The sequence below is a fragment of the Acinetobacter sp. B-6 genome (assembly GCF_056930735.1).
On record NZ_JBXPBY010000015.1, the window covers coordinates 69,720 to 90,290 of the forward strand.

The window sequence follows — 20,571 nt, forward strand, 5'->3', positions numbered from 1 at the left end:
GCTTGTTTTTTTATATTCATATATAAAAACATCATAAGCAAAAAAATATGAGATCGCGATGTCTACACAAATTATTGCCTTAGAAGAAGTTCACTTTGAGCAATGGCTCCCCCTTTGGCAGGGCTATTTAACATTTTATAATGCACAAATGAACGACGAACAAATAAGATTATCTTGGAAGCGAATCACAAATCCTGATCAAATGGATATGTTTGGCTTTGCCATCAAAGTAAATGGTCAAGTGGTTGGCTTTGTACATTTGATTTCTCATCCAAGTATGTGGACGAATTTACCCTATTGTTATTTGCAGGATCTTTTCATCGAAGAACAATTTAGAAATCAAGGTTTAGCTCGGCAATTAATTGAGCATTGTTATCAGGTCTGTAATGGCAAATTTGATCGCATCTATTGGCTGACTCAAGCATCTAATATCACTGCTCAATATTTATATGATCGTATTGCGGCTAAAACAGGGTTTATTCAATATAAAAAAGCATTGGCTTGATCAGATTATGGGTTTATTCAACTTATTGAACTGTATACCTCAAGAACCAATGGTATACAGTTCAAATCAAGATAACTTAATGACCCAATAACGATTTATCTAAAGGAATTTCAATTGCTACAGAAGCACCAGCATCGTTGCCGTGTACATCCGAATCACTGACCCAACCATTAATTTTTAAAGGCATGGTCGGTTTAATATAATGCGTCCATGTTAAATCTAAAGCTTTAATCTTATCCTTTTCTGGAAATGCGAGATTGATTTCATGATCGCCAAATATTCCAGCTGATTGATTTACTTTGGCATAGATTAAACGTCCTGATAAGCGATTCATCACATCAAAGCGAATATTACCACCTAAGGAAATCATTTCTCCATCCCCGCCCATTGCATGTCCAAGTGGGAAACCTTGCTGATAATAACCATCTCCATAGATTCGATGACTATAAGAAATTCCGAGTGGATCACCATTCGTGGTTGTATCAGCCCATTCAGCATAAAACTGAACCGGCATATTTTTAAAACTTGTAGAGTAGTCTGCGCCAGCTAAATACATTTTCTTAGATGGTAAAAGCCCTGCTTCATCTTCACCCACATATTGCCCATAAAAACTGACTGGAACATTTAATAAGGATTGAAGGTTTAAACGAGCATCAAAGCCTGCGATTTGATTGGATTTATCTTCATCACCGTTTTCAAAGTTATCATTCCCTTTGATTGCATTCCAAAGTGAGCTCCAACTTTCTGGACGTCCATCACCGCCCCATTGCAAAATACGCGAAGCACCTAATTCTAAATAAGGTAAAGGCTGAGCTGTCAAACGGAAACCTAAAAGTTTAGCATCAGGCACGGCTTTATAATCTTCTAACTGTCCAGCAAAAGCTTGATATTGCCAAGGTCCAATCCAAGACAACCATTTAGATTCAAAAGCTTTTTGTTCAGCGCGTTGCGCGGTAAAACCGTAGACTGGACGGCTGGCATCACCACGAATCAAACTTCCATCATGCCCAGGTCCCCAATAAGTTGGAATTTGACCTGCAATCACCCATTGATTCCACAATTTTCCAGCAATGTATGAGCCTTCAACATTGACATCACGGCGATTGTCAATCTGAGGATCTTTTTCGCCATTCACACGCAGCTTGGCATCCCAGTTTTCACCACCACCATTAAACTCAAGTGAACCAACATATTGTGCTTTTTCACGATCGCCAAAAGCTTGCGGAATATTTTTTTGATCTGTTTCTGCAAATAAACCCAGTTTTGCTGTTTGATTATCAGCTTTTAATGCATTTTGAATTGAATCAATAACTTTTTGTTGTGTGTTGTTCGAAATCTTTGCTTGAGATAATGCACGTTGAATTTCATCACCACTCATTGGCCAAGTTGAAGTGCTGATTTGAATCACACCTTGTTGATTTAACCAGTTTAAATCTGTACGGATATCTTGATTATTTAATACAATTCCCTGAGCCAAAACAGGTAAAGACATTCCAAATAACACAGCAGCATACAGTGCTTTTCTTAAATACATGCTCATTTTTCTCAAGTGTGATTTACTGCCACACCATAGTTATTTTAAAAGTTTTTTTCAATGGTGAAATTGTGTTATTCGCATTGCAAAAACGCATACACCATTTGAAAAAAGTGTACCGAAGTACACTTTTAAATATTTTAAATGCCATGACAGCCAACATTCTTTTTCAGAAAAATCAATACGACTGCTTTTAATTAAATACTTTTAACAATAACCAGAACAATCCACCTGATAAACAAATGGTTGCAGGTAAAGTAAAGATCCAAGCAGAAAGAATGGTTTTGACAGTCGCAAAATTTAAGCCAGATTTGTTGGCAACCATCGTTCCTGCAACCGCACTATTCAGGACATGGGTTGTTGATACAGGCAAACCAAAACCATCCGCAGCAGCAATCGTTGACATTGCTACCAGTTCAGCAGACATGCCCTGACCATATGTCATATGATGCTTACCAATACGTTCACCCACAGTCACCACAATACGCTTCCAACCCACCATCGTACCTAGACCTAAAGCCAAGGCAACAGCAACTTTTACCCAGTTTGGAATATATTGTAAGAATGAATCGAGATTCTTGCGGTAATCTTTTACAACTTTAGCTTGAGCTTCATCCATTTTTGGAAGTTGATCAGCTTTATCCAAACGCTTGAATGCTGTTGTACTTAAGTACATATCATTGCGTAAAGATGATACTTCAGCTTCTGGAATATCCTGAAGATTTCCAAACTGACCTACACGCTCACCCAAATGATCGGTCAAACTTGCTAAAGCAGGAACAACCGCAGGATTTAACTCTTTGGTTTGAATAAACTTCGTGATCGTTGCACGAGCTTGCTCATCTGGAATATCAGCATGTTCTGCATAAATCGCTGTCGCTGTTTGACCAGACAATTGTGAGAATGACTGTAAATGCTGTTGGTCCAAACCACGGTTTAAAGAATAAGCCAAAGGCACAATACCAATCAAAATCAGCATGATCAGCCCCATACCTTTTTGACCATCATTTGAACCATGCGCAAAACTTACCCCTGTACAGGTAAAAATAAGAATTGCACGAATCAAAGGTGGTGGTGGTTTATTACCTTCTGGTGGTTGGAACAATTCAAGTTGCTTTTTAAACAGCTTTTTAACAATCAGGAAGACCACTGCTGCAAAGGCAAAACCAATTAAAGGAGAAAACAACAATGCTTTGCCGACTTTAATAACTTGATCCATGTCTACACCGCTTGCACCGCTGGATGCGTGCAAAATGTAGTTCATGATTCCGACACCTAAAATTGAACCAATCAAGGTATGAGAACTCGATGCAGGAATCCCTAAAAACCAAGTTCCTAGATTCCAGAGAATTGCAGCAATCAGCATTGCAAAAACCATTGCAAAGCCAGCACCACTACCCACATTCATGATTAATTCAACAGGAAGTAATGCAATAATCCCGTATGCAACAGCACCACTTGCAACCATGACCCCAAGAAAATTACAGAAACCTGCCCACATCACTGCAACTGGTGCAGGTAAGGCGTTGGTATAAATCACGGTAGCCACAGCATTAGCAGTATCATGAAAACCATTTACAAACTCAAAGCCTAAAGCAATGAATAAAGCAGTCGCTAAAAGAATGACTGAATAAAGACTTAAAGGTGGAACATGTGCTAAATCTGCACTAACTTGCACCCCGATATAAATCAAGGTTGCAATAATAATCGTCAGAAACACCGGCATAAAAAACTTCGGTGTAGGTACATGCACATTCGTCGATTTAGCAGCTTGAGACGATGATGCAGAATCTGAGACGGGAGGTAAATTCGAATTCATGCAGAAGGTAAGCGAATATTAGAATGCGCTTATTGTTCAATTAAATTGTGACAATTATATGACAAATAGCTCCCCAATGAAGTGAATTTTTTACTTTTTTCACTTCAGTATTTCGCAATACTTGCGACTCAATCTATATTTTTATTTATTTTATTCAATGATTTAAAATAATTAAATAAAATTAATTTGAGTAAATTTTTACATTTCACCCTGAAATAATATTTGTAATATTTCCGTCAAATATGACAGGTGACCAATATTTCCACTCAGTATCTGCGATATTTGTGACAATTTGATGAAAAAACAAACACTATTTTTGAATAAGCTTTGCTTAAATTTCGACAATACAATTTAGCGTTATACAAAATATAAAGGTGCAAATTTAAAGCCAACTTTCGCTTAGACTCGAAAAATATAACTATAAAAAACTCAGTCCCCGGAGGGACTAAGTTTTGAGGGAGTCACATGAAAAATGCTGAAATCAAAACTTCCTGTTTAGATTATTTCCATTGGTAGCCTACCGATACAGCACCGCCGATATTGCTACGGCTATCTGCAGAAGCACCCATTTTCCAGATGATCTTGTTGCTGTCGCTAATCGCACTAATACCCACTGCGACGGCTGTTTCACCGCGATAACCTGAAAGACCCGCACTCATCATGCTCATACCTGCTTCAGTTGGTTGCGGTAAATTACCCACAGCCATTGCGCCTGCAATCCCTGCATAGGTATCGTTGCGTAAATCATCTAAATTTTTGTTGGTATTGTAGAACGCTTGTTCAAGGTTGCTAACACGTGTATCGACTGCACCCAAAGCATCCCCTACATTATGATAAGTTCCACCAGCAACATTGTACGTTGGTGCTCCGATTGAACCATCTTGGTTCAATGTTGAGCCACCGCCGAGGTACTGTGCAACATTGCTATTGGTTTGATGCAACTGTGAACCATTAATCGCATCTGTAGAGTCTTTGCTAATCGTACCATTGGCTAAACCACTGACTTTATTACTGGTCCCATCAATAGTCACTTTACCGACATTGACCTGATTTGCCATGACTTGATTGGCAATCACTTGGTCTGCTTTTACCTGATTGGCTGTAACTTGATTTGCAGTTACCGAGTTCAAGTTAATGTCATCTGCCAAAGCCACTTGATAATTATTTGATCCATCTGCATTGGTACTACTGTTCACTACAGTATTTTTACCCGCAGAGACACTGGTCTTAGAACCTGCTACCTGCCCTTGTAATGAAGCAATGGCATCATGCACATTGTCTTTACCTGTGTTGCCAATATTGCTGGTGCTGACAGTACCATCTGCATTAACTTTTGCATTGCCACCCAAAACATTGGCAACACTTTCAGCAGTTCCATGAAGTTGGCTACCATTAACAGCTTCATTGGATGTTGCACTCACTTCGCCATCAGCCAACCCACTGATCTTATTGCTTTGTGCATCAGCTTTGATGTTACCTACGGTGACTGAGTCAAAGCTCACATCATCTTTGGTTGCCACTTGGTAATCAGTTGAACCATCTGCATTGGTGGTTTTAGTGATGGTGGTATTTTTGCCTTCAGTTACAGTACTTTTTGCGCCACCCACTTGACCTTGTAATGATGAAATTGCCTGATTGGTCGCATAGAGTTGTGAGCCATTGACTGCATCTGTACTGGTTGCACTGAGTTGCCCCGCTGCAACATTGACGATTTGACGCTCACCACCGACTTTACCGACACTGACCACACCATTACTCGCAGAGCCTACACCCGCAAAGGCATAGTCCTGACCAAGAATGGTCACTTTAGATTCAGAAGTTGCAGCACGATCTGTGGATTCATTGCCTAATACAACACTGTTGGCTTGAGTGGTGGTGATCGAACTACCTAATGCAACCGTTTTATCTTGTGCAACATTGTTGTTATAACCAATCACTACAGCATTTTCACCTGCTGCTTTACTCCCTACACCGACTGCCAGTGCATTTTTACCAGTTGCACCGTCATTGTTGTAGTTATCTGCTTGCACACCATCATCATTGACGCTGACATAATGGGTTTTACTGTCTGCAATCGCTTTATGAGTTGCATAAAGTTGTGAACCATTTATCGCATCTGTACTGGTCGCACTGACTTCACCCGCAGTCAAACCTGTGATTTTACCTGTTGCGCTGTCGGTGATCACCTTACCTACTGTAGTCTTGTTAAAACTCACTTCTTTCGCAGTTGCAACGTTGTAAACACTTTGACCATTTTTACCTTGAGTTTCGGTCACAACAATGTTATCACCTTCTACAACTTCAGTTTTTGCTACCGCTGCCGACTTTCCTACTTCGGTAATCGCTTGATTGGTTGCATAAAGTTGTGAACCATTCACTGCATCGGTACTGTCACTGCTGACTTTTCCTGCCGCCACATTGATGATCTGACGTTCACCACCGACTTTACCAACACTGACCACACCATTACTCGCAGAGCCTACACCCGCAAAGGCATAGTCCTGACCATTGATGCTGACTTTTGACTCAGAAGTCGCTACTCGATCTGTAGATTTATTTCCTAATATAACGCTATTATCTTGAGTAGTAGTAACTTGATTACCTAATACAAAGGTATTGTTGTTTGCAACAATATTACTGATACCCACTATAGCAGAAGAGCTACCACTAACATTATTTGCCTGTCCAAGAACATAGGCTACACTACCTTTATTAACTTGGTTATATCTACCTAAAATCCCAGATGAATCACTTTGAACAGTGTTATCTGTTCCCAATGCAATACTGCCATTTCCTGAAATCTGATTTCCGATTCCAACCGCTGTAGTATTCATATTTGTCACATTATTACCAGTACCAAGCGCAAGCGTGCTAGCGCCTGAAACTTGGTTACCAAATCCTAAAGTTGCTGCACCACCACTGGTTAATATATTGTTGTTTCCAATGGCAAGGCTTGTACCACTTGAGGTCAATATCTGATTTTCATTCCCTAAAATGCTACTATTTTGTTGCTCAGAACGGTTATTTGTACCAATAACATGTGCATTATTTGCTAAAGCAACACTATTGCTACCTATAACCGTTGAACCACCATTAGAGGCTTTAACTCCACTCCCGATTGCAATACCACCATAGTTTGAAACAGCGTTAGTCCCAAGGGCAACACTATTTTCGTTCTCTGCTTTTGAGGCTACACCAATTGCAATTGAGTTTTTACCAATCGCCCCATCATTATTGTAGTTTCCGCCTTGTGTTCCATCGTCATTGACGCTGAGGTAATGGGTAGTTGCTGCTGCCTGAGCTGCTTTAAGTTGTGAAAGGTTTACCGCATCTGTGTCTTGACTTGCTGCAGCAACGTTAGTCATACGACGCTCACGACCAATTGTACCAACAGATACTTCACCACCAACGGCATTCGCTCCAGCAATCGTTGTGCCTACTGGTAGATAGGCAGTCTCATTACCAACATTACGAATCGCTTGGCTACCCGATCCCAATGCGACACTTCCAGTAACTGCTGCCTTAGCACCACTCCCTAAGCTAGTAGCATCGTTTACATTATCAAGATCTTGCCCTGCTTGTAAGCCTAGCGCAACATTTCGGCTACCATTCACCCGACTTCCCGCTTCACCTCCAATGGCAATGTTTGAATCACCATTAACTTTATTTCCAGCAACAAAACCTAGAGCAGTATTCGCATTACCTGTTACATAGGCACCTGCGCCATAAGCTAAAGTTGCGTTGTAATTACCTGAAACTTGATAGCCTGATCCGCCTCCAACTGCACTATTGTTACTTCCCTTAATTTGGTTTCCTGAACCACGACCATAAGCAACATTATCATTTCCTAAAACTGTACTACCTGAATCAAGTCCAGTTGCAGTATTTAAGTCTCCGGTTACATTTACACCAGCAGTTCTACCCAATGCAGTATTATGGCTTCCCACCACGCTACCACCTGCCGATGCACCAACAGCAAGATTGGTTTCACCAATTACACGGTTTCCTGCGCTTCCACCTAATCCAATGTTTCCATTACCTGTTACATCATGACCTGAGTCGTCACCTAAAGCGGTATTTCTTTGACCTTTTGTGTTATAGCCACTATTAGAACCCACTGCGGTATTCCAACGACCATCATTGTTGGCACCAGCATTCATACCAATAAGTACATTGGCATCACCATCATTGATATTACCAACACCAGCATTTAAACCAATCACCACAGCTCTTCCAGCCGCAGCTTGAGCACCTGATCCAATTGCAATACTATCATTACCACCTGCTGCAACTGTAGCGCCTACGCCGATTGCAAGGCTGTTTGCACCTTGCGCCCCATCATTATTAAAGTTGTTTTCTTGAGTGCCGCCATCATTAACGCTGACATAGTGGGTTTGACTGTCTGCAATGGCTTTATTGGTCGCAAAAAGTTGTGAACCGTTCACCGCATCGGTACTGGTTGCGCTGACTTCACCCGCTGCCACATTGATGATTTGTCGTTCAGCGCCTGCTTTACCTACACTAACAATACCATTTGTCGCAGAGCCAGCTCCTGCAACAGTATAGTCTTTACCGTTAATGGTCATTTTACTGACTGCGGTTGCAGGACGATCCGTAGATTCATTGCCTAGAACCACGCTATTTCTTTGAGTGGTAGTCACATTACGACCCAAAACAAAACTAAAGTCTTCGCCAATGGTATTACCTGTACCAACCGCGTGGGAATACCATCCGAGGATTTGATTATCAAACCCAATAGCGCTACCACCTAAACCATTTATTGTATTGCCACGTCCCATTGCAATCGCTAGCGTGGAAACAGTATTGCTTGAACCGACAGCATACCCATCTCCTTTCAATTGGTTGTTGTACCCTAATGCAACTGCATAATTTCCAGAAACATTATTACCTTGTCCAATCGCTGTCGCTGCACTCCCTAAAAGCGTATTGTTGCTTCCCGCAATAAGATTTGCTGCCCCACCAATCACACGATTGCTATGCCCAAACACATCACTTTGGTCTGTTATAACTGAGTTATCATAACCAACAGCACTAGAGGCTTCACCAGTAACACTATTTTTATTACCTATTGCAACTGAATTTAATCCAGTTGCTTGGTTTCCAAGACCAATCGCAGTACTACTCAAACCCGAAGAAACACTCTGAAGTCCCATTGCCACAGCATGGCGATTGCTTGCACTCACGTCAGAACCGATCGCTACAGCTTTGTCCGTAAATCCAGGTATAGGCACATAGTTTGCAACTGCATTTGAACCAATCGCAACAGTATTCTCATTTTCTGCTTTTGAACCAATCCCAATGGCAATCGAGTTTTTACCCTTTGCGCCATCATTGTTGTAGTTAGCACCTTGCGTACCATTGTCATTGACACTGACATAGTGGGTTTCAGCTGCGGCTTGTGCCGCTTTAAGTTGTGCAATATTAACAGCATCCGTATCTGCTGTACCTGCCGCGACATTAGTAATTTGACGATAGATTTTTTTATTCGCATCACCTACTGAAACAGCACTCATTGCACCTGAAAGTTTAGCGATATTAGAACCTGCAACAGTTATACCTTTGCTACTGGGATCATATCCTAAGGTGCCAGCATCCCGGTTCGCTATGGAATATGTGCCTAGTGCCACCCCATCATTATAGGCAACAGCTTCTTGCCCTATAGCCGTACCGTTTCGCCCCATTACTTTTGCGGAACCACCTATTGCAGTACCAGTTGTTGTAGAAGAAGCGAAACTACCTATAACCGTGCTGCCCCCTTCAACACCAGCGCTTGCTCCAGTACCAATTATAGTTGCTATTGCACCTTTATTACTTGCTCCAGAACCAATGACGATAGAAGCTTGCGCACTTTCATCATTTCTTGCACCGTTTAAAGCTGGTGCATAATCACTTTGATCAATGGCACCACCAATAACAATTGAACCACCTGAGTTTTTTCCACCACTATAAGCACCATCACCAATTGCAACACCACCTTTTAGCGTAGCTGTACTGCCACTCCCTAATGCAATGCTACTTGTTGCAGAAGCATTTGCGCCTTTACCTATCGCGATTGCATTGTCTGCATTGGCTTTAGCACTACTGCCTAGACTAGTGGCATCGTTGACGTTATCTAAATCTTGTCCTGATTGAACACCAAGTGCAATATTGCGAGAACCATTAACTTTTGTGCCAGACTGGCTACCAATTGCAATGTTATCATTACCATTTACTGTACGACCTGTCAGTGCCCCCAGAGCAAGGTTGCCACGCCCTGCTACTTCGTAACCTGCTCCCCAAGCCATTGCCACGTTGTCGTTACCCGAAACCCCATTACCAGCATTCAGACCCATAGCTGTATTTCGGTCCCCCGTCACACTACGACCAGATCCCTGACCATAAGACACATTGACACTGCCTCGTACAATACTGCCTGAATCTAAACCTGTTGCGACATTACCAGTACCAATGACATCATCCCCTGCCGTGCGACCTAAAGCAACGTTATGGTCACCTTTGACTGTTCCACCAGCCGATATACCAACAGCAAGGTTCGTTTCACCTGTAACGCTTACACCAGCACTCGCCCCCAATCCAATGTTGCCGCTCCCTGTAACATCACGACCCGCATAGTCACCTAAAGCGGTATTTCTTTCGCCTTTGATGTTAAAGCCACTGTTCGAACCAATTGCTGTATTCCAACGACCATCATTGTTGGCACCTGCGTTCATACCGATGAGTACATTTGCGTCCCCATCCGACACATTGCCACTACCTGCATTTAAACCAATGACAACCGCACGTCCACCCATCGCCTGCGCACCAGAACCAATGGCAATGTCATTTCCAACTGTTCCTGTAACTGCATCTACACCTACAGCAACCGAATTTTGACCTTTTGCTCCGTCATTATCGTAATTGCCTGATTGCGTACCACCATCGTTGACACTGATATAGTGATCAGGATTCGCAGCAAAGGACATACCAGATACAGTTAATGCGGAAACAGCCAATATGGCTCCGGCAACGACAGCTTTACCAGTAGAGCGTTTACCGCGAACCTTTGAAGTTTCAGAAATTGCACACCATGTGCCTAATGATTCGTTCCAAACAACTTTATATGTCTTATTCATTGATAATTACCGTAAGTTTTTAGAATAGTTCTGAGTAATAGTTAACATTATTTATTGGCATTGCAATGCTTTTACTAACATATGCGAAAAAATCAGCCATACCTGAAAATGATTGATTTTTTGGAATGAATATTTGACTTTCTGGTACACTTTTTAAAGTAAAAAACCAACTTTTGTTTGATCAGCTATGATTTTCCATTTTCCAAAGTTTCTTTGATAATCATCAACTTTTTAATATTTTGGTTTGATAATCATCGTCATTTATCATCGATTATATTTTAGATGTAACACATTTATTATTTTGTGATTCATTGAGCAAGTTTACAACTTCTGCCACAATTCAAAATTCAAAATAAATAACATTTTTTTTAAATAATGTGATTAAAATCATTATTTTGTTTTATACTTACTTTCTAAATTTATCTTTATTTTTAGTTGAAAATTAATCAAATTCATTCATTTTTCAAATCATCCATATCGACAAAGATGAATACCTTGCCGCGCTACATTCTGATAACATAGCGCTATTTTTAAAATCCGATTTTATTGAGAGTTTGAATGTCTACGCTTACCACGTTAAAAGAGCTTCTTGCCCAACGTATTCTCATAATTGATGGTGCGATGGGAACCATGATCCAACGCCATAAACTGGAAGAAGCAGATTATCGAGGTGAGCGTTTTGCAGATTGGGCATCTGATCTCAAGGGCAATAACGATCTTTTGGTGCTGACACAGCCTGACATTATCCAAGGGATTCATGAAGCATACTTGGACGCTGGTGCAGACATTATTGAAACCAACAGCTTTAATGGTACACGTGTATCCATGTCTGACTATCATATGGAAGACTTGGTTCCAGAGATCAACCGTGAAGCTGCGCGTATTGCCAAACAAGCATGTTTAAAATACTCAACACCTGATAAACCACGTTTTGTCGCAGGTGTATTGGGTCCTACATCACGTACCTGCTCTATCTCGCCCAATGTGAATGATCCTGCTTTTCGTAACATTACCTTTGATGAGCTTAAAGACAATTATATCGAAGCTACACATGCGCTTATTGAGGGCGGTGCAGATATTATTCTGATCGAAACTGTATTTGATACCTTGAACTGTAAGGCTGCAATTTTTGCAGTAAAAGAGGTATTTAAACAACTTGGTCATGAACTGCCATTGATGATTTCAGGAACCATCACAGATGCTTCAGGTCGTACACTGACAGGACAAACAGCAGAAGCTTTTTGGAACTCTGTGCGCCACGGCGACTTATTGTCAATTGGCTTTAACTGTGCTTTGGGTGCAGATGCCATGCGTCCACATGTCAAAACTGTTTCAGATGTTGCAGATGTTTTTGTCTCAGCGCATCCCAATGCAGGTTTACCCAATGCTTTCGGTGGTTATGATGAAACGCCAGAACAAACTGCTGCATTTTTAAAAGAGTTTGCTGAAAGTGGTTTGATTAATATTACTGGCGGCTGTTGTGGTACCACACCAGATCATATTCGTGCGATTTATCATGCCGTAAAAGACATCAAACCTCGTCAAGTTCCTGAAACCAAACCTGCTTGTCGTTTAAGTGGTTTAGAGCCATTCAACATTTACGATGACTCCTTATTTGTCAATGTCGGTGAACGTACCAACGTCACAGGTTCTAAAAAATTCTTACGTTTAATTCGTGAAGAAAACTTTGCAGAGGCACTCGACGTTGCTTTACAGCAAGTGGTTGCAGGTGCTCAAATCATTGACATTAATATGGATGAAGGAATGTTGGATTCGGAAAATGCAATGGTGCATTTTTTAAATCTGGTTGCATCCGAGCCTGAAATATCCAAAGTTCCAATCATGATTGACTCATCAAAATGGGAAATCATTGAAGCAGGATTAAAATGTGTTCAAGGTAAGCCTGTTGTAAACTCGATTTCTTTAAAAGAAGGTTATGACGAGTTTGTGCATAAAGCACGCCTATGTCGTCAATATGGTGCTGCGATTATTGTCATGGCATTTGACGAAACAGGTCAGGCGGATACAGCTGCACGTAAGCGTGAAATCTGTAAACGTTCTTATGATGTATTGGTCAATGAAGTCGGCTTTCCTGCTGAAGACATTATTTTTGACCCGAACGTATTTGCTGTAGCAACAGGGATTGAAGAACACAATAACTACGCTGTGGACTTTATTGAAGCAACGGGCTGGATTAAACAAAACTTGCCTCATGCCATGATTTCTGGCGGTGTTTCAAACGTTTCATTCTCGTTCCGTGGCAATGAACCTGTGCGAGAAGCCATTCACTCTGTATTCTTATATCATGCTATTCAACAAGGCATGACCATGGGAATTGTAAATGCCGGTCAAATGGCAATTTATGATGATATTCCAAAAGAATTAAAAGATGCGGTTGAAGATGTGATTCTCAACCAAAATCAGGGAGCAAGTGGTCAAGATGCAACTGAGAAACTGCTCGAAGTTGCAGAACAATACCGTGGTCAAAGTGCTGCTCAAAAACAAGTTGAAAATCTTGAGTGGCGTAATGAAACTGTTGAAAAACGCCTTGAATATGCCCTTGTTAAAGGCATCACCACTTTTATTGATGAAGATACCGAAGAAGCTCGTTTAAAATCGAAACGCCCATTGGACGTCATCGAAGGTCCATTGATGGACGGGATGAACGTTGTTGGAGATTTATTTGGTTCAGGTAAGATGTTCTTACCGCAAGTAGTAAAATCTGCACGTGTCATGAAACAAGCTGTTGCATGGCTAAACCCGTACATTGAAGCTGAAAAAACAGGAAGCCAATCTAAAGGTAAAGTGTTGATGGCAACAGTAAAAGGCGATGTTCATGATATTGGTAAAAATATTGTGGGCGTGGTGCTTGGCTGTAATGGTTATGACATTGTTGACCTTGGTGTTATGGTTCCTTGTGAAAAAATTCTACAAACCGCGATTGATGAAAAAGTTGATATTATCGGCTTATCTGGCTTAATTACTCCTTCTTTAGATGAAATGGTATTTGTCGCTAAAGAAATGCAACGTAAAGGATTTAAGATTCCATTGCTGATTGGTGGTGCAACAACATCGAAAGCACATACTGCGGTAAAAATTGATCCACAATATTCAAATGATGCAGTGATTTATGTTGCCGACGCCTCTCGTGCAGTTGGTGTTGCGACAACATTATTATCCAAAGAAATGAAGCCGGCATTTGTCGCAGAACATCGTGCTGAATATGAAAAAGTACGCGAGCGTATTGCCAACAAACAGCCCAAAGCTGCCAAGCTGTCTTATGCTGAATCAATAGAGAATGGGTTAAAAATTGATTTTGCGGCTCATCCACCAGTAAAACCAAACTTTATCGGTCTACAAACCATCACCAACTACCCGCTTGAAAAATTAGTCGATTACTTTGACTGGACGCCGTTCTTTATTTCATGGAGCTTGGCAGGCAAATTCCCGAAAATTTTACAAGATGAAGTGGTCGGTGAAGCTGCGACTGATTTGTATAATCAAGCTCAAGCGATGCTCAAAGACATTATTGAAAATAAACGCTTTGATGCGCGTGCTGTATTTGGAATTTATCCTGCCAATCGTTCAGCGGCGGACTCAGTTGAAGTCTATGATGAGTCTGGTGCAAATACCACCCATACTTTCCATCATATCCGTCAACAGTCTGACAAAGTGACCGGGAAACCTAATTTATCGTTGGCGGATTTTGTGGCAACCAAAGCACAAGCTGAAGACTACTTGGGTGGTTTCACCGTTTCAATTTTTGGCGCAGAAGAAATGGCACATGAGTACAAAGCCAAAGGGGATGATTACTCTGCCATTCTTGCTCAGTCCTTAGGTGACCGTTTTGCTGAAGCATTTGCTGAACATTTGCATGAACGTATTCGTAAAGAGTTCTGGGGCTATCAAGCTGATGAACAACTCTCAAATGAAGAATTGATTAAAGAAAAGTATGTCGGTATTCGTCCTGCACCAGGCTACCCTGCTTGTCCTGAGCATTCTGAAAAAGCATCTTTGTTTGATTGGTTAGGTACGACTGATAAGATTGGTACCCAATTGACCAGCAGTTTTGCAATGTGGCCACCTTCAAGTGTGAGTGGTTTCTATTATTCAAACCCACAGTCTGAATACTTTAATGTTGGTAAGATTGCATTAGATCAGCTTGAGGATTATGCAAAGCGTAAGAACTGGACTTTGGATGAAGCGAAACGTTGGTTAGCTCCGAACTTGGATGATTCGGTTTCTTAGGTTTATTTAAATCTCCCCTAACCCCTCTTTGAAAAAGAGGGGGCTTGTATATAAATCAGGCGAATTAATATTCTTCTCTCTTTTAAAAAAATAGATTTATAATTCTTGATACAATATTACAATTAAGTTTTAAGTATTTGAATTTTATAATGATAAAAAAATTTAGAAATAATTTAAATAACTAGATTCATTTCTACGATAAATTTACTCCTAATACCGTAACTGTTAGATTTTATAGCCATCATTTTTTCATGTATGATCATTTTATTGCGCCTGTAGAGATAAAATATGTTTGAGATCATTGATGATTTAAAAGCTAAATTGGATCAACATCGACCTCTTTCTCCTACGATTGTTAAAAATCTACACGAAGACCTCGTTTTACGTTGGACTTATCACTCCAATGCCATTGAGGGTAATACCTTAACTTTGTTAGAAACAAAGGTTGTACTTGAGGGAATTACGATCGGTGGTAAAGCATTAAGGGAGCATTTTGAAGCAATCAATCATCGTAATGCGATTTTGTATGTTGAAGATATTATCAAAAGTCAAGAACCCTTTTCAGAATGGCAAATTCGTAATATTCATCAACTCATTTTGAAAAATATTGATGATGAAAATGCTGGGCAATATCGCCAACAAAATGTACTAATCTCAGGGGCTACGGCGCTTCCACCAGACCATACATTGCTCAATGATAAAATGACTCAGTTTATTGATTGGTATAATCGTGATAGTCAAAAATTGCATCCTATTGAACGAGCAGCCAAAGTCCATGCAGATTTTGTAGCGATCCATCCTTTTGTTGATGGAAATGGACGTACATCTCGATTATTGATGAATCTTGAATTGCTTAAATCTGGTTATCCACCAAGTGTAATTACTGTAGAAAATCGATTAGCTTATTATGAAGCTTTAGATCAATGGATGGCGAATGATCACACTGAACCATTTATTCATTTGGTTGCTAATGCCGTATTGGATGGATTTAAACCTTATCAGATGATCTTAGGAATTTAAACAATAAATCCTATTTTCAATAATACGTAGGATAGATTACTGAAAGGAAATTGTAGATCCAGCATTATCTTGAAATTCGCAATATTATTCTATTTAAATAAGCAATTACGCTACTTTTCTAGCAACATAGTACAATAAAAATTTAATAGAAAAAACAATAACGTGATTTTTATTCTATGCTTTTAATTACCAAATAGTTAAATTAAAAATAATATAAAATTTAAATCAGATAAATAAAATGGAAAGGTCATGGCAGGTGGTTCACAGATAATTATCAATAAAGAGCTGAAAATCTGCATTTTTATAATATTAATTGCGATTAATATCATCATCTTCCTAGAAACTAAGGCAAGAATAACCATGCAAAAAGAACCGACTTTAAGTTTTTCGACTCTAGCTCATCAAGACATAGACCCTGAAATTCAAATCAATATAAGACTCATCAATAACATCAAAGAAAAGGGATCAAGTAAAAATAAATTGATTACACTGTTAAAAGATGGTGTTTTTTATCCCTTAAACAACACAAAAGACTTTCCAATGTATGAATTATTTATTAAACGAAATCATCAATTTGCCTATATTGCTAGTGAAAATATCTATTTCAGCGAGGATAATTCATCGATCAGAGCCAATAGTGACCGAAAAGGAATTATTTTTATCAATCCTACTATAGCTGATGACTCGATTACTCTTGAATATCATCAATATTATGAAGAAAAGCAGACTCAATATTCAAAACGTTTGAAACTATCTGATTCATATAAATATAACAGTCGAATGTTCAATCAACAAACGACACTAGATGATTTTGATCAGGTCAATATCTTAAAATAACTCAAGTCAATATCTTAAAAAAACCAAAGGCATTTAAATCAAATGCCCCCCAATTTTCAACAGCGATTACTTTCTAAAATTAGACAACAAAGTATTGGTAATCGACTTATTGTTCTCAACAACTCTCGTCTTTTTAGCCTTGGCGGACTGGTCTTCTACCCGTTCGATTTTAGCGGCTTTCAACTTACCGTTATTTTCAACCACGATAAATTTAACTCGCTCGTTACGCTTTGGTTCTCCCTCAGCAAGCGGAAAATCAGAAATATGGAAGAAAATATCCTGCTCAAGCCCACCAATAAATCCAAAGCCTCTTTCAGCATCGTATTGTTTAATTTTTCCTTGTTGGAATTCAGGCTTCATACATATTCCTCATCGCAGTACACAATCTGTGTATTATACCCTGATCTTGACCAATAGATAAAATACAGGCTATCTATCGACTAAACATAAAGAATATCCATAAAAAAGCCCGCTTTTCAGCAGGCTTTCAATAACACTTAAAATTTAATGGGCATGCCCTGCGCCCACATTACCTTTCGGTTTAGGGCATAACCAAATAATTAACCCTGCAAAGATAAATACCATCGCAAAAATCAAAAACACATGATTGACAGAAAGTGTTAAAGCTTCCTTATCCACCAAGTTGGAAATCGTCCCCAAAGCCATTTCTGGGCTAAAACCACTATTGACCAGATTACGCTGGGTTTCTTCGACATGCATGGTTGAAACGATTTCACTCCGTGCCAACTTGGTATGATCATCCCAAATCGTCACAGCCAGAGAGGCACCTATCGCCCCTGCCATCGTTCGCATAAAGTTCATTAAACCCGCAGCAGAAGCAACTTCATCTGGACGAACCACACCCAAGGCAATGTTGGACAAGGGAATAAAGAAGAACGGCACAGCAAAACCTTGAATAATCTGTGGCCAAGCCAATGCCATAAAATCTGCATCCGTGGTCCAAAATGAACGCATCAAGGTCACGCCACCCAAAATCATCAAACCAAAACTCGACAATGCTCTTGGATCATATTTGGTTGCCATTTTCGCCACAATCGGTGACATCATCAAACTACCGAAGCCCATCGTTGCAGTGAGATAACCTGCCCAAGAAGCAGTATAGCCCAAGTTGATCTGTAACCATTGTGGAATGAGTACAATACTGCCAAAGAATGCTGCAAAGGCGAAAGCCAGCGATATTGTGGCAATGGTAAAACCACGGTATCGGAAAATCTGTATGTTGACGATGGGATGCTTTTCATAATATTCCCAAATGAAAAAGGCAATAAAACCCACCACCAAAATCACAGCCAAAATACAAATAAAGGTATTATTGAACCAGTCCCGTTCATGCCCTAAATCTAGCATGAGCTGCAATGCACCAATCCAGATAATCAGCAAAGTTAAACCAATGGTATCAATAGGTAATTTTGCAATCGGGGTTTCTGCTGTTTTCATCAAACGCATGACACCCAAAGCACAGATTACCCCTACAGGAATATTGATAAAGAAAATCCAATGCCAAGACCAATTATCACTGATCGTTCCACCCAGAATTGGACCTAAAATTGGACCAACCACTGTGGTCATTGCCCACATACCCATTGCTTGCGAATGCTTTTCAGGCGGAAAAATACGCATGAGCAACGTTTGGCTCAATGGCATGATTGGACCACCAAATAAGCCTTGCCCAATACGACAGATCACCAGCATTGCCAAACTATTGGATAAACCACACAGAATGGAAAATGTTGTGAAACCGATCAAACTGATGGTAAATACCCGAACAGCACCAAAGCGCCCAGCCAACCAGCCTGTTAAAGGTACACAAATGGCTTCAGCAACAGCATAAGAAGTGATGACCCAAGTTCCCTGTGAACTTGAAACTGCTAAACTTCCCGTAATATGTGGTACAGAAACATTGGCAATGGTCATGTCCAACACGACCATAAAATTGGCAAGTGCTAAAAAGAATGCAGCGAGGAGTAAACGCCCGCCTTTCAGCTCATTTTGAAATGTTGCTGTATTCATAAGCGATTACTTCGCTGATGAGGTATCGACCTCAGCATTCATGGACAAACCAACACGTAATGGATGTTCAGCCAATTCTTTAGGATCAAGTTTGATACGTACTGGTAAACGCTGCACCACTTTAATCCAGTTACCTGTCGCATTTTGTGCAGGAATCAAAGCAAATGCAGAACCTGTGCCTCCAGAAAAGCCAATCACTGTGCCATGATATTCAACATCCTTACCATATAGATCAGAGGTTAAAGTCGCCTTTTGACCGACTTTGACATTCTTTAACTGGCTTTCTTTAAAGTTTGCATCGACATACAGATCAGCTATTGGCACGATTTTCATTAAACTTGCACCAGGCGCCACACGTTGCCCAATTTGAATGCTACGACGGGCAACAATTCCGTCTAGCGGTGCTTTAATTTCAGTCCGTTGTAAATCTAAAAGCGCTTGATCAAGTTTTGCTTGAGCTACCAATACATCAGGTGTTGAACTTTGTGAGGTACCACGAATTAATGCTTCATTGGCATCTAAGTTACTTTGCGCTGCTTTTCGTTTTGATTCAGTTTGTGCAAGCGCCGCTTTTGCTACATCAACGCTGGCTTTAGCATTATTCAAAGCACTTTGTGCTTTGCTAAATTCTTCCTTTGAAATTGCACCTGTTGCATTTAACTGTTGACGGCGTGCAAACTCTTGTTGTGCCTGTTGATAAGCAACATCGGCTTGCGCCACTTGTGCTTTAGCACTATTAATATCGTCTGTACTCACCAAAATTTGCGAGGACAATGAACTGCTATTTGCAGAACTTTGCGTGTATTGGCGCTTTGCCTTAGTTAAGGCTGCTTCGGCTTCGGCAACCGCAATTTTAGCATCACGATTATCAATAATTGCCAATACATCGCCTTTTTTCACTTGCTGCGTATCACTCACTAAAACTTCAGCCACCTGACCACTGACCATTGAAGTAATTTCAGCAGTTTCAGCACCAACATAGGCATTGTCTGTTTCCACAGTATTGCTAAACACTAAAGCCCAAATTGCATATAGAATTGCTGCTGCGACAACAATAATGGCAAAAATCTTCAGCATTTTTTTACGTTTTTGTTTGGCTTCCAAATCCGCTTGCGCTTCATTTTCATCGTTTGGAGAGGCATTCGTCGTTTGCGCTTCAGTCATCGCATATTCCTAGCTTACTTGGACTTGTCAAAACATCAGTGCATTTTAAGGATATAAACTGAACATCAGCTTAATCACTTTTTTGGGGGTTTTGCGTGATGGTTGAATAAGTCAACTTCTTAAAATTGTGGTGCTCAATTTTACAGACAAAAATCATATTATGAGAATAAAAATATTACTCTAAAGTTTATCTTTATAAAATAGATCGATCTTAGGGTCTATTGATATTTCATAAATGGCTTGCGTTGTAGGTTAAAATTGAGCAGGCAAGGCATGAAAT

At 40.2% G+C, this 20,571-nt stretch carries 10 protein-coding genes; 4 read left to right on the forward strand and 6 right to left on the reverse strand.

Annotated elements, in window-relative coordinates; all coding sequences use genetic code 11:
• Nucleotides 1-58 precede the first annotated feature (58 nt).
• On the forward strand, nucleotides 59-505 hold the full coding sequence (locus tag AC1Z3T_RS17125) for a GNAT family N-acetyltransferase (protein WP_100884602.1): 447 nt from the start codon (nucleotides 59-61) through the stop codon (nucleotides 503-505).
• A 76-nt stretch (nucleotides 506-581) separates the two neighbouring features.
• Here the strand turns inward: AC1Z3T_RS17125 and AC1Z3T_RS17130 are convergent, their stop codons facing one another.
• From AC1Z3T_RS17130 to AC1Z3T_RS17140, 3 genes are all read right to left on the reverse strand, one after another.
• Nucleotides 582-2,039 carry a capsule assembly Wzi family protein gene (locus tag AC1Z3T_RS17130; protein ID WP_100884601.1) on the reverse strand — a complete coding sequence of 486 codons (1,458 nt, stop codon included), beginning with the start codon at nucleotides 2,037-2,039 and terminating at the stop codon, nucleotides 582-584.
• A gap of 193 nt (nucleotides 2,040-2,232) precedes the next feature.
• Nucleotides 2,233-3,858 carry an inorganic phosphate transporter gene (locus AC1Z3T_RS17135; RefSeq protein WP_004827988.1) on the reverse strand — a complete coding sequence of 542 codons (1,626 nt, stop codon included), beginning with the start codon at nucleotides 3,856-3,858 and terminating at the stop codon, nucleotides 2,233-2,235.
• Between the two features lie 500 nt (nucleotides 3,859-4,358).
• On the reverse strand, nucleotides 4,359-10,991 hold the full coding sequence (locus AC1Z3T_RS17140) for a YadA-like family protein (protein ID WP_419320868.1): 6,633 nt from the start codon (nucleotides 10,989-10,991) through the stop codon (nucleotides 4,359-4,361).
• Between the two features lie 558 nt (nucleotides 10,992-11,549).
• On the opposite strand from AC1Z3T_RS17140, the gene metH reads away from it, so the two are divergent.
• The 3 genes from metH (at nucleotide 11,550) to AC1Z3T_RS17155 (ending at nucleotide 17,096) form a co-directional block, all read left to right on the forward strand.
• Nucleotides 11,550-15,239, forward strand: coding sequence for a methionine synthase (gene metH, locus AC1Z3T_RS17145; protein ID WP_100884599.1), 3,690 nt, complete (start codon nucleotides 11,550-11,552; stop codon nucleotides 15,237-15,239).
• A gap of 288 nt (nucleotides 15,240-15,527) precedes the next feature.
• Nucleotides 15,528-16,259 (forward strand): Fic family protein, encoded by a 732-nt coding sequence (locus AC1Z3T_RS17150; protein WP_004827982.1) that lies wholly within the window; start codon nucleotides 15,528-15,530, stop codon nucleotides 16,257-16,259.
• 249 nt (nucleotides 16,260-16,508) lie between these two features.
• On the forward strand, nucleotides 16,509-17,096 hold the full coding sequence (locus AC1Z3T_RS17155; RefSeq protein ID WP_100884598.1) for a hypothetical protein: 588 nt from the start codon (nucleotides 16,509-16,511) through the stop codon (nucleotides 17,094-17,096).
• Nucleotides 17,097-17,162: 66 nt separating this feature from the next.
• Here AC1Z3T_RS17155 and AC1Z3T_RS17160 read toward each other — a convergent pair whose 3' ends face one another.
• From AC1Z3T_RS17160 to AC1Z3T_RS17170, 3 genes are all read right to left on the reverse strand, one after another.
• Complete coding sequence (locus tag AC1Z3T_RS17160) at nucleotides 17,163-17,456, reverse strand: cold-shock protein (RefSeq protein WP_042090153.1); 294 nt, start codon at nucleotides 17,454-17,456, stop codon at nucleotides 17,163-17,165.
• Nucleotides 17,457-17,600: 144 nt separating this feature from the next.
• Nucleotides 17,601-19,127: a DHA2 family efflux MFS transporter permease subunit gene (locus AC1Z3T_RS17165; RefSeq protein ID WP_009585535.1), complete on the reverse strand. Its 1,527-nt coding sequence runs from the start codon at nucleotides 19,125-19,127 to the stop codon at nucleotides 17,601-17,603.
• A 6-nt stretch (nucleotides 19,128-19,133) separates the two neighbouring features.
• On the reverse strand, nucleotides 19,134-20,291 hold the full coding sequence (locus AC1Z3T_RS17170; RefSeq protein WP_100884597.1) for an HlyD family secretion protein: 1,158 nt from the start codon (nucleotides 20,289-20,291) through the stop codon (nucleotides 19,134-19,136).
• Nucleotides 20,292-20,571 lie beyond the last annotated feature (280 nt).

What these genes read in the sequence shown, in the direction of transcription:
- AC1Z3T_RS17150 (WP_004827982.1), top strand. Translation starts at nt 15,528, where the DNA reads ATGTTTGAGATCATTGATGATTTAAAAGCTAAATTGGATCAACATCGA.
- AC1Z3T_RS17160 (WP_042090153.1), bottom strand. Translation starts at nt 17,456, where the DNA reads ATGAAGCCTGAATTCCAACAAGGAAAAATTAAACAATACGATGCTGAA.
- AC1Z3T_RS17165 (WP_009585535.1), bottom strand. Translation starts at nt 19,127, where the DNA reads ATGAATACAGCAACATTTCAAAATGAGCTGAAAGGCGGGCGTTTACTC.
- metH (WP_100884599.1), top strand. Translation starts at nt 11,550, where the DNA reads ATGTCTACGCTTACCACGTTAAAAGAGCTTCTTGCCCAACGTATTCTC.
- AC1Z3T_RS17140 (WP_419320868.1), bottom strand. Translation starts at nt 10,991, where the DNA reads ATGAATAAGACATATAAAGTTGTTTGGAACGAATCATTAGGCACATGG.
- AC1Z3T_RS17125 (WP_100884602.1), top strand. Translation starts at nt 59, where the DNA reads ATGTCTACACAAATTATTGCCTTAGAAGAAGTTCACTTTGAGCAATGG.
- AC1Z3T_RS17155 (WP_100884598.1), top strand. Translation starts at nt 16,509, where the DNA reads ATGGCAGGTGGTTCACAGATAATTATCAATAAAGAGCTGAAAATCTGC.
- AC1Z3T_RS17130 (WP_100884601.1), bottom strand. Translation starts at nt 2,039, where the DNA reads ATGTATTTAAGAAAAGCACTGTATGCTGCTGTGTTATTTGGAATGTCT.
- AC1Z3T_RS17170 (WP_100884597.1), bottom strand. Translation starts at nt 20,291, where the DNA reads ATGACTGAAGCGCAAACGACGAATGCCTCTCCAAACGATGAAAATGAA.
- AC1Z3T_RS17135 (WP_004827988.1), bottom strand. Translation starts at nt 3,858, where the DNA reads ATGAATTCGAATTTACCTCCCGTCTCAGATTCTGCATCATCGTCTCAA.